This window comes from Streptomyces sp. NPDC007991 (assembly GCF_042958445.1).
GTDB lineage: Bacteria > Actinomycetota > Actinomycetes > Streptomycetales > Streptomycetaceae > Streptomyces.
In genome coordinates this window covers 16490-27759 of the sequence record NZ_JBIBJD010000025.1, presented here as the reverse complement: position 1 = coordinate 27759, position 11270 = coordinate 16490, and the positions used below count along the sequence as shown (strand labels likewise).

The 11270-nt window shown below is 69.7% G+C and carries 7 protein-coding genes and 2 pseudogenes; 2 read left to right on the top strand and 7 right to left on the bottom strand.

Features of this window, described 5'->3' with window-relative positions:
• Positions 1 to 16: 16 nt before the first annotated feature.
• A complete protein-coding gene (locus tag ACFZDA_RS40835; RefSeq protein ID WP_391091519.1) occupies positions 17 to 730 on the top strand; it encodes a UTRA domain-containing protein in 714 nt (237 codons plus the stop codon).
• A gap of 6 nt (positions 731 to 736) precedes the next feature.
• The gene (locus ACFZDA_RS40830) at positions 737 to 2188 is read left to right on the top strand and encodes an FGGY family carbohydrate kinase (protein ID WP_391091517.1); all 1452 of its coding nucleotides are present in this window, start codon (positions 737 to 739) and stop codon (positions 2186 to 2188) included.
• A gap of 160 nt (positions 2189 to 2348) precedes the next feature.
• Here the strand turns inward: ACFZDA_RS40830 and ACFZDA_RS40825 are convergent, their stop codons facing one another.
• The 7 genes and pseudogenes from ACFZDA_RS40825 to ACFZDA_RS40795 form a co-directional block, all read right to left on the bottom strand.
• Complete coding sequence (locus tag ACFZDA_RS40825) at positions 2349 to 2963, bottom strand: TerD family protein (protein ID WP_391091568.1); 615 nt, start codon at positions 2961 to 2963, stop codon at positions 2349 to 2351.
• Positions 2955 to 3656: pseudogene (locus ACFZDA_RS40820) on the bottom strand (Crp/Fnr family transcriptional regulator); the annotation flags it as partial. The pseudogene ACFZDA_RS40820 and the gene ACFZDA_RS40825, both read right to left, overlap by 9 nt.
• Positions 3657 to 4730: 1074 nt before the next feature.
• Positions 4731 to 6161: pseudogene (locus tag ACFZDA_RS40815) on the bottom strand (SAV_2336 N-terminal domain-related protein); the annotation flags it as partial.
• A complete protein-coding gene (locus ACFZDA_RS40810; protein WP_391091515.1) occupies positions 6154 to 7140 on the bottom strand; it encodes an AAA family ATPase in 987 nt (328 codons plus the stop codon). The pseudogene ACFZDA_RS40815 and the gene ACFZDA_RS40810, both read right to left, overlap by 8 nt.
• Positions 7141 to 7142: 2 nt before the next feature.
• Complete coding sequence (locus ACFZDA_RS40805) at positions 7143 to 9182, bottom strand: hypothetical protein (protein WP_391091513.1); 2040 nt, start codon at positions 9180 to 9182, stop codon at positions 7143 to 7145.
• A gap of 35 nt (positions 9183 to 9217) precedes the next feature.
• On the bottom strand, positions 9218 to 10183 hold the full coding sequence (locus ACFZDA_RS40800; protein ID WP_391091511.1) for a hypothetical protein: 966 nt from the start codon (positions 10181 to 10183) through the stop codon (positions 9218 to 9220).
• 233 nt (positions 10184 to 10416) lie between these two features.
• Positions 10417 to 11247, bottom strand: coding sequence for a methyltransferase domain-containing protein (locus ACFZDA_RS40795; protein ID WP_391091509.1), 831 nt, complete (start codon positions 11245 to 11247; stop codon positions 10417 to 10419).
• Positions 11248 to 11270 lie beyond the last annotated feature (23 nt).

Here is an 11270-nt window from a genome sequence, read left to right as displayed (position 1 = left end):
CCAAGGGAGGCACCGCATGGCACGACTGCCGATGTACGAGGTGATCTACCGCGACCTCGAAAGGCAGCTGTCCTGCGGCACGCTGGGCCCCGGTGACCGGCTGCCGTCCGAGGCCGAGATGGCGGACCACTACGGCGTCAGCAGAATGACGGTACGGCAGGCGGTGGGCCGCCTCACCGACGAACGCCGGCTGGTCCGCCGCCGGGGCGCCGGCACCTTCGTGGCCGACCATCACGCCACCTACCGCAGGGTCCACACGCTCGGGCCGTTCAGCGAGGACATCGGCCGCGGGGACGCCGCCGTCGACACCCTGATCCGTGTCCGTGAGGTCACCGACGCACCGCAGGAGGTCAGCGACCGACTCGGCCTCAAACCCCGGCAGAAGGTGATACGGCTGCTGCGGGTGCGCGTCGTCGACGGCCAGCCGGCCGCCATCCAGGACTCTTGGATCCCCTATGGGCTGGCGCCCGCCCTCGCCGACGAGGAGCTGCTCGGCGGGTCCCTGTACCGGACCCTGGCCGACCGCTTCGGCATCAGGCTGACCTGGGCCGAGCAGGAGGTGTCGGCCGCCGCAGCCGACACCGAACAGGCCGCGCTGCTCCAGGTCGCACCGGGCATGCCGCTCATCACCATCACCCGGCTCACCCACAGCGACGGGGCCGGGCCGGTGGAGTTCGCGCACAGCTGGAGCCGGCCCGAGTTCCCGCTGCTCATCAGGCTCGGGAGGTGACGCCCGATGGCCGGCGACGACCTCGTGTGTGCCGTCGACGTCGGCACATCGGCTGTCCGGGCCGCCCTGGTGACACACGACGGACGGCGGCTGCTCGACGCCCGCGAGGAGCGAGGCCCCGACGAGGGCGCCGAGACCTTCGACGCCGAGCGCTTGTGGGACGGGCTCTGCCACGTCCTGCGCCGGGTCACCACGGGTGCCCCCGCAGGCTCCCGCCTGCGCTGCCTCGCCCTCGCCGGACATGTGGGCCAGGTCCTGGCCGACGAGCGGAGCCGTCCGCTGGGCCGGGCCGGGGGGTGGGCCGACGCGCGCGGCGTCCGCGAAGTCGCCGCCCGGTGGCCCGACCCGGCCACCGCCCTCCACCTGACCGGCCGCCCCGCCGTGACGGGCGGAGCGGTCACCCTGCTGCACTGGCTGAAGGACAACGACCCCTCACTGCACCGGCGGATCAGGTGGGTGCTCGCCCCCAAGGACTTCCTCGTCCTGCGTCTGACCGGGCAGGCCGCGACCGACGTGACCAGCGCCGCGTACACACTGGGCAGCGACGTCACCCGCCGGGTCTGGGACGCCCAACTGCTCGCCGTGGGCGGCAAGGGCCCCGAACACTTCCCCCCGCAACACGCGGCGACGGACATCGTCGGTACCGTCACCCGGGCCGCCGCCGACACCACGGGCCTGCCTCCCGGCCTGCCGGTGGCCGCCGGAGGCCCCGACGGCACGGTCGGCGCCGCCGCCGTGGCAGGCACCGCGCCCGGCACCGTCGTCGACGTGGCCGGCACCACCGACGTACTGACCCGGGTGATCGCCTCCCCCGGCCAACGTCCCCCCGGCGCGGTCCTCAACCCCTATCTCACCCCCGGCCTGTGGACCTGTGGCGGGGCGACGGGCATGACCGGCGGAGCGCTGGCCTACTGGGCCCGCCTGCTGGGGCTCGGCGACCCGGCCACCGCCCTGCACCGGCTGGGTCCCGACATCCGCGCCGTCCCTCCCGGCTGCGCGGGGCTGGCCATGTCGCCGCTGCTCACCGGCAGCCGTTTCCCCGGCTGGAACCAGATGGAACGGGGAAGACTCTGGGGGCTGGGCGAACACCACTGCCCCGCCCACGTGCTGCGCGCCGCACAGGAGGCCGCCGCCTACGTCGTACGCCAGGCGGTGGACACCCTCATGACCGACGACGCTGCGGACACGCCCGTCATCCTGACCGGCGGACCATCCCGCTCACCCGACCTGGTACAGCTGCGGGCCGACGTGCTGGGCCGGCCGGTGCACGCCAGCTCGGAGGCCGACGCCACCCTGCACGGGGCCGCCTTGCTCGCCCTGGTCGCCGCAGGCCTGGAACCCGACCTGCCCACAGCCCAGGCCCGCAGCGCACCCGCCGTGCGGCGGTTCCTTCCCCAGGCCCCGGTCGCGGCACGCTACGAACAGCTGTACCGGCAGTGGCGACAGGCCAAGGGGTGACACCACGGCGGCGACTCGCGCCCCCGCCGGCCCGCGTCGCTTCCACGGGAGAGATCGTCCCTCGCCTGGCGTCGGCGTGGCTTTTGGTGGGCCAGTGCGGAGGACATCCGCCGCCTGCGGGACTGCGCACCCTCACGGGACAGGCCGCCTCATGGTGGCGTCAGCGTTCGTGCGTCCTGCCCATGACTGCCGTGAAGGAGGCCGTGCCGCCGTCGAAAGCCTCGATGCCGTGGATGCCGGCGCGGAAAGTCCATGAGCCGGATTCGTCGCGCACGAACTCCGCGACCGTGACCGCCGTCGCCTCCAGGACGCCGCTGAAGTCGTCCTCGCCGAGGATCGTGTATCCCTCTCGGATGCGCAGGGCCGGGTTGAGCACGTCGGCGAAGGTGCGGTGCACGGGATGCTGCTTGACGACGACGCCGACCACCACGCGGGCGTATGAGTCGGCGAGCCGGTCGAGCTCCAGGGTCATCACCTCGTCCCATCCGAAGCCCGCGCCGTCGTCGCTGGTCCGGTTCAAGTGCATCGTGCTGTCCGGGGAGCGGCTGTCGAAGTGCACCGCGTACGCTGGATCGCCATACGGATCGCTCGCCGTGTAGGCCGCGGCGACGAGGTCCAGGGCGGTGGGCGGTTGCCCTGCCGGACTCGGGTTCCACTTGATGGCGACCTCGACCTTCCGGATTCCTTTCGAGACATCGCTCCTGGCGTTCTCCTGCCCCCGGTACGGGGACCGGACCTCCGCGGAACCGCCAGGGCTGCCCTCTGCCCCGGCCATGGTCCGCAGCCGATCGGGGCGGAGAATATCGATGCCGCGCCGACCGGTTTTCACGATGTTCTGCACACGCAGCTCGTTGAGCAGCCGCTGCGTCGTCGTCCTGCTGGCGCCCATGGACCCGGCCATTTCCTGGATCGTGAGGGGCAGGGGAAGCTCGATGCCTTCCTCCGTACGACGTCCGTGTGCTCGCGCCAGGTCCAGCAGCAGCAGGGCGAAGCGCTCACGCACGGACTTCGAGGCCAGCTCCAGACGGCGCCGCTCCGCCAGCTGTACCCGGTCGACCGTGAGTCGGAGCAGGTGGTGGGAGACGCCGGGATGTCGCTGTAGGAAACTCGTGAATCGGTCGCCCGGCACGGCCACAGCCGTCACCGGCTCCAGCGCGGTCACAGTCGTGCTCCTGGGGCGTTCGGTGAGCACTGCTTCCTCACCCACCAGGTCTCCCGGCCCACGCAGGTTCAACAGGGCCGCGTAGCCGTATGTGGTGGCAGCGGTCACCTTGGCCCAGCCCGAAACGATGATCAGGATGTGGTTGCTCGGTTCGTGCTGACGGAGAAGCGGAGTACGGGCGCTGAAGGTGATTTCGCTGCCGAGGGCGAGGAGGTCGGCTCGATCCTGCTCTTCGAGCCGGGCCAGGAAGGGAATTCGGTCCCCGAGTCCGCCACCCCATCCCTGAGTGGTGCCATGGTGTCCCACGGGTTCCTGTTCGGGTTGCCGGTCCTGAGACGGCTGCTGGGGCACCCTCGCCTGGGCAGGGTCCAAAGGAAGCGCCCCGACCACCCGGGGGGCACTCGGCGTATCCGCTCGACGCGTGAGCAGCCATGGTTCAACGACACCCAACCCATGGAGCGGCCGCTGCCACATCGGCTGGAGCGCGTAGCGATACGACGTTGAGTCCCCGCCCTCCGTATCGGCAAAGTCCGCGGCCTCGGCAGCCTCCGCCCCGGAGGCGGGGGCGTCACCGGCACGGACGGCCTCCTCGGCGAACGCACTGTCCACCAGCACCGCGTCCCTGGGGGCTACGGACGCAAGCCTTGAGGCCAGGGTCGCCGCCCTACCGACGGCATCCCCCGTCCGCATGGTCACGGTGCCGAAGGCGATCCCCACACGCAACTCGGGCATCGTCTCGATGTCTGCCAGGGTCTCGATGAGCCGCAGCGCGATCTCGGCCGCCGTGCGCGTATTCGCGGCCAAGTACCTCGCTCCCCCGTCTTGGAGCTCGAAGAACAACCCGTCGAGCGTCTCCACCAGCTCGGCTGCCGTGATCTCGAACGTCCGGACCAGTCCCAGCAGTTCGTCTTCCGTCAGGCGGCGCCTCAGCCTCTCAAACCCGAACAGTTCCATGGCACCGACTGCGAGCGGATCCGAGAGCGCCTCTTCCATGTCCACGGGGTCGGAAGTCCCACGCCGTGATGGGCGCTGGTCGGGTCCACTCGTATAGTCGGCGCCCCGACCCGAGAGGCTGGCAAGACGTGCACGGAAGTGCCGTGCCAAGGTGCGGTAGAGCTCTGTGGCTTGAGGCTTGTCGTGCGGCATCGTGGGAGTGGCGTGGGCCGCGCCGGGTTGTTGCGCGCTCGACGATCCTGCCGGCCGGGCAGCCGCAGGGCTGCGTCCGCCTTCGGGCTGCGGCTCCGTTGGCTCGGCTCCCAGCAGCCGCGCCGTGGTGCCCGCGGCGTGGGCGATAGGACGGATGCCGGTCGGCAAGGTTTCGTCAGCGTGGGGTGAGTGGAGGACGACCGGGATGCCGTGAGGACCTTGGAGGCGGGCGGCGAGGTGGTCACTGAGGGCGAAGTGGGCGGCCCAGAGCTGGTCGCGGGTGAGCAGGCTGGTCAGGTGGGCGGCTGCCGCGGGGTGGAGGTGGTAGACCGTGTCGGCCGATTCGCGGCGGGCGGCCGTGAGGAGGCCGGCGGTGAGGAACTCAGCGGTGTCGGCCATGGTGGCTTCCGGGACAAGGCGGTCGCGGAGCACGTCGAGGACGGGAAGCGTGAAGGAACCGAGGGGGGAGGCCACGATGGCGAGGCGGACGGCGGGGGACTGACGGTCGTCCGTGAACGTCTCGGCGTGAGCACGTACCCGGTCGTCGGTGGGGGGTGCGTCGGGCTCGCCGGTCGGGCCCTGACGGCGGCGGCGCAAGGGGGGCCGGCCGGTGGCGGGTACGAGGACGGCTTCGCAGCCTGAGGGGTCGGTGCGCATGAGGGTACGGGCCCAGGCTCGGACCTGGTCGGGGGCGAGTTGCAGCACCGGCAGCGCTTGCCAGGGTTTCGTCTCGTCCGTTTCACGCAGAAGCCGTGGGCGGCGATAGGACATGAGACGGCCGGGGGAGGCCGGGGCGGTCGCGGTCGCGGTGGTGTGGGGGAGGTCGAGCCCGGAACGCTGCCAGAGCCGCTTGGGCAGCGGGTTGATGAGGGCTACGGGAGCAGTACGACCCCAGGTGTGAAGCGTCCGCCACAAGGTGTCCTGCCGCCACGCCGGCGCCGCACAGTCGGAGACGACGAGGAGGAGCCGACGGGCCGGCTGGGTGTGGTGCCCGGCGTCCGGGTCCATGGAGAGGGCACGGCCGTGGTGGTCGTGGAGGACGGGAATGTCGCCGGGTGGGTGGTCAAGGTGCCAGACGCGGACGTCGCGGAAGGCGGCCAGGGTGCGCAGTACCTTGACGAGAGCGCGGACCGCCTCGTCCCACACTGCCATGGCGGTACCGCGATCCAGAACGACGATCACGTCCAGCCACGGTTCCGGAGCGGGGGTGAGCCGGGGGATCAGCATCCCGGTACGGGTGTAATGCTCGACGGTGGCATCGACGTCGAGGCGACGACGGACGCCGGAAAGCCAGGGGCGGCGCAACGGGCGCAACGCACGGCCGATGTCGAGGGTGTCAGGGAGCGGGGTGGCGCGGCCAACGCTCACTCGCTTGCCGGGAATGATGTGAGCGCTGCCCTCGTCCCTGAGCCAGACCGAGGCGGTGTGTGCCGCGTCCCCGCTTGCGCGTGCCTGGATGTCTGTCGCGGGTGCGTTCGTGTTGACCTGGTCTTGCTCCCGGAGTTCTGTTACGTCTGCGGCATCGTGGGACGGGTCCGCAGGGCCCCGGTCGGCGTCGTCCCACGCCGAGGCGAGGAGGACGGCGTCGAGAAGTTCCTTGACGTCGATGTCACCGCCCTCCGCCGAAGCGAGCCGTGCCAGGCGGGCAGCGGCGTCCTCAGCCATGGCCCAGCCCCTGCAAGAGCATGTCCTCCAGGCTCTGCCGCTGGACAAGGTCCGGGACACGGTCGCCGCGCAGAAGGTAGACCGCGTTCAGGAGTTGGTCGATCGCGACGTACTCGCCGTCGTTCAGTTTCTGGAGGAAGTTCCGCACGAGGGCGGTGGTGGTGCTGTCCTCGATGTCACCGAGATGGGCGGCCACGATGTCCGTGAGCGTTTCCTGGGAGAGCGGTGGCATGTCGAAGCGAATACAGCGGCGCAGGAAGGGTGCGGGGAAGTCGCGTTCGCCATTACTCGTCAGGACGATGACCGGGAATTCGGTGCACTGGACCCAGCCGTGCTCGATGATCCGCTTGCCGTCCTTGTCGGCGGTGCGGACCTGGATGTCGGACTTGGGGTGCCTGGCCAGTTCGGGGATCTCGAAGGCGCCGCGTTCCAGGACATCGAGGAGGTCACTGGGCAAGTCGAGGTCGCTCTTGTCGATCTCGTCGATCAGCAGTGCGCGGGGGCGGTCACCGGGAAGGAGCGCGGTGCCTAGCGGGCCCAGCTGGACGAACTCGCCGATGTCGTCGGCGTGGTCGTCGCCGTCGGGCCGGGCCTTGCCGTCGAGGGTTCTCAGGTTGTGGGCGTGAATGCGGCCGAGCGCGTCGTAGCGATAGAGCGCGTCGGCAAGGGTACTGCGGGAGGTGACGTGCCAGTGGAGCACCTCACCCAGGTCCAGCTCGGCAGCGATCTGACGGATGACGGTGGACTTACCGGAACCCGCGCGGCCGGTCAGCAGCAGAGGGCGGCGCAGGTGCAAGGCGGCGTTCACCGCGTCGACGAGCCCGGGGATGGGGCGGTAGGTGGTGGCGGGATCCCTGCGCGAGGCGGCCTCCCGCTGCCCACCGGGGGCTCGCCACGGGGGCGGTGCCGGCAGTTTGGGCAGCTCGGCGCGGCTCTTCGGGGGGACTCCCGTGCCCCTGTAGTACGGGGTCCAGCTCATGCTCACTCCTTGGACGTCATCTCGTCTGGTGCTCTCACGACCGCCTTTGCCCGTCTCCGGCAGAACGCCTGCCAGTCCTTGTCATGCCAGGCGGCGCGGACGGCCGCGAGTGGTCCGAGGTCATCGTCGTGGCTCTGGCCGGCTCCACTCAGATGATTCCGGTAGGCGTGCGCGAGCTGCTGTGGCAGAGCCTGCCAGTGCTTTCCAACGGATGCCTGGATGACCTGCTCGTCGCTGAGGTCCTTCTGCCGCGGCCAGACCAGTGCGGGTGTGTGCTCGAGGAGCTCCTGCGCCACGAAGTCCCAGTCCGTTTCCGGCAGGGAGGTCAGCGCCCACACTTGCTGTCCGAAGCCGTGATTGCTCAGATGTTCCTGCACTTGGTCAACGGTCCTCAGCTGCTGGACACGGAGCCACTTGGGGCCGGAGCAGTTGCCGTCATTCAGGTGGGCCAACAATTGTTCGCCCACCTGGAGCATGTCGTCGACCGTGGCGCCCGGAGGAGGCACCAGCAGGCCGGACCAGCGGGTGGTGACGGTGTAATTGACAGCGAGCTTGTGTCTGCGAACGACGTGGTCTTCCGCGGGACGGTCCAGTAGCGCCAAGGTCGGTGCGGCCACGTCGATGTGCTGCAGCCGCTTGCCCGCTACGTTGGCCCAAGGGGCCGCCCACGACACGGCTTCAGCCAAGGCCGACTTCAGATCGTCGTTCCTTGGACCACAGGGGAATCTCCGGTGTGCGAGCACGGCTTGACCGAAGAGCAACCATGCGTCCACCCGCACAATGCTCTCGCCTCCGTCGTCGGCAAGCACCAGCACCAGCCGTGGGGCCTGGTCACCATGGGGCTGATGATTCAGCTCGTGCAGACGGCTGCGCACCACAGGAGTGAGCTCCAGGTCCTGGGCCCAGGCGACGACGTCTTCCGGTAGTTGGTCTCCCCGTCCCGTCACGTAGGTCATGGCCGCAACCAAGTGAGCCAGGGCGCGGTGCCGGCCGTCTGCGGTGCCCCCGTGATGAGCAGCGAACTCGACTACGTCGCGCAGGCTCCTTGGTGGCTCGTGCCGCACGAAGTGCAGAGGAAGGCCCGCAAGCATGGCGACCAGTTGCAGGCTTTCTTCGGTCAGGTCGGGGCCGAATACCTTGTTGACGATGTTCAGCGTCGTGCGGCCGACCTCAAGCTCGGCCAGCACTTCGCGCAGCCGGTGGACAGCGGCCCAAGAGCCGTCACATGCCGTCTGCCGGTTGTCCTTCAGCCATGCGGCAAGCTCGGCTTCTGTAGACAACCGCAGGCTGGAGTCGATCCGTCTGACGGCGTCTCGCACCGCCATACTCGCGATCGATCCGAGCGCGCCGTTGAGGAATGCGGCACGGTTGCGAGCCAGCCAGAGGGCACCACCCTGATACGGACCTCCGTCGAAAACGTTCCGCCCCGGCTGCTGACCGTGGATCCGCTGACGGAGCCGCTCCATCAGGTCGTCATCCACCCCCAGGAAGTCCCCGGCGCCGGGCAAGCCCTCCTCGATCAGACGGGTGAGTTCCGCGCTCAGCCGCATATCGAACGCCTGCTCCTTCGCCGTGGCCGCGAAGAGGAGGGAAAACCGCACGTTGCCTTCCTGCCGTCCGGCAGTGATCGCCGGAGTGGCCGGCATCGCCCCGCCGGAGAGGCAGGTGTCGACGATGGCGATCAGACCGGCGAGGCCAGGGTGGTTCAGGACGTCGCCAAGCACGGCGGGGACGTTCACGTTGGAGAGCGACGGGGCGCTCTTCTCGCCCGATGTGACGAAGTACAGCGGAGCGCCCTCGGCGCCCTCCCCGTGACCGAGCAGCGCGAGCACGAGGGGGCCACCGTCCCGCTGTGCGGCCTTCGCCGCCCGCTCCACGGCGTCAATGACCTTGTTCCTGCCCAGACCGGTACCGATCAGCAGGGAGTCCTGACCGCGGTCCACGCAGCCCCCCAGCTTCGGGTCCACCAGGACGGCATGCAGGGCGCGAGCAGCGTCCTCAAGCCCTTCCAGCTTCGCGCCGCCTTGACACTGTGCGCCCACGACGAGCACGTTCCGCGGCGGGTTCGTAGGGGCAGTCACGGCCGGAGGGCCTCGATCACAGGTCGGGCCACGATCCCGTGCCGCAGGTACTTCGTGGCGGTGTGCGTCCACAGCCCGCGAGAGTCAACGCGCTCTGTCACGGCCTTGACCCCGCTCTCGCTCGGACCGATCCAGTGGGCCAGATGCGGTCGGCCCACCACAATGTCGTCGCGGTCCCAGAAGTTGAGCCAGGAGGCGACATTCGCCGGACAGAACGCCGGGCACGGCACCAGACGGTCCAGAACCACCGCGCCCAAAGCCAGAGGCGAACCCAGGGTCACCCAGAGAGTCACCGCTCCCTCGTACTCATGCAGCGCCTCGTAGGCGATGACCGTGCCGAGGCTGTGCGAAACCACCACGAGAGGCCGCGCAGGGTCCAGGCTCTCGAGCACCCGCGCACGGACCACCGTGCCGAGCTCCGCCTTCTTGGCCCGGCGGTCCAAGTAACGGCCGACCTGGGCGAGCTGGGACAGGACCCCCCGGCCGTTCATCCACTGCGCTGCCTGGCGCACCCCTGGGAGGCGCAGCATGGTCGTCGTGACGCCGACCAGTCGACGGCCTATTTCTCCCGCGCCTTGAGCCTGCCGCCCCTCGATCGCGGCATCGAGCTGGAAACGTGCGTCACGGATGACCCTTGCTTCCTGAGGGCTGCTCTCCAGCGGGAACTCCTCGGCGAGCTCCTCCAGCATCGAGTCGAGCAGCTCCATGAGGAAGGGGGCTTCATGCTCGTCACGTTCCCCTGCTGCGTCGCCCTGGGCTCCTCGGCGGTTGAACAGGTCGCTGTAATTGGCGAATGTGACATCCGCCAGCCAGCTCTGTGTCAGTGCCGAGATCGCATCGGCCCTCTCGGCGTCCCGCGCTCCGGCGGCCAGGGACTCCAGCCACCTCCGGCGGTCAGTGGCGGTGTCCCGGAGACCGCCGATGCCGTGCACGAACAACAGTTGGGGCTTCCCCGTGATCACGACGCCCTCCCCCGATCCTGGCCGAGGAACATTCTGCTGTATCCGGGATCGCCAGGCAGCCGAACCACATCTTCGTGTCAGTCGGTCTCCGCGACGGGGCAGGTTCGGCTGCCGTCCCGGTGTCCCAGCGCGAGGGCGATCTCGGTAGGGCCGCCAGTGAAGACCCAGCCGCGCGGCGGGGTGCCCCGAAGTGGCCGCGGAGCGCCACGTCAGGCCAGCGCGTGCGGCGTTGGTCAGTCCGTCTCTGCGGCTGGCTTGCGGGCCAGGTCGTAGGCGAAGCTCACCGTTTCGGTCAGGTGGCCGTCGGTCGCGTAAGGGCCGAGTTCGGTCATGAGGTCGACATCGAACTCGGGGGCACGGCCCGCAAGCACAGACGGAGGCAGGAACGATGTCGAGCGGACGTGCCCGGCGAGTTCGTCGATCGTCCAGCGATGCTCGACCGTGAACTGATGCCGTTCGACGGGAGCAAAGCCGGCGCGGGAGAGGACGTCCTGGTCGGGGTCCGCATGCCGCTGTCGCTCAGCGCCGGGTGGAATCCGGCTCGTTGCGCCCAGGGCCTTTTGCCATCTGCGCAGGAGGCTGCCGAATGCCTGCTGCCAGTCCAAGGGACCGGACCATGGGCTCGTCGACCAGCACAGAGCCAGGCAACCGCCGGGTTCGAGCCATGTGAGGGCGCGTTGAGCGACTAGGTCGCGGCGCAGGCGGTGGAAGGCATTGCCGATGACGATCAGTTCGACGCTTCCCGCCTCCATGTCCAGTTCCTCGGCTTTGGCGGTGACGGCCCGCACATGGGCCGCGTCCGGGGCGGCGGCCGCCTTGGCACGGATCACCTGCGTCATGTCGAATTCGGCGTCCACCGCCGAGACGTCCGCGAATCGGCCGCGTAGCGGGAAGGCGAGCTGGCCGGTGCCGCAGGCCAGATCCAGGAGACGTCCGCGCCCGGACGGGGACGTGCGGCAGCTCAGGTCGGTGAGCATCGTGTCAGGGTAGGAAAGCCGGAAGCGGTCGTAGTAGCCGGCGGTACCCTGATACAGGTCGGGTTGGAAACTCGCCTCGTTGGCCATGACGAAACCCTCCCACGGACCCG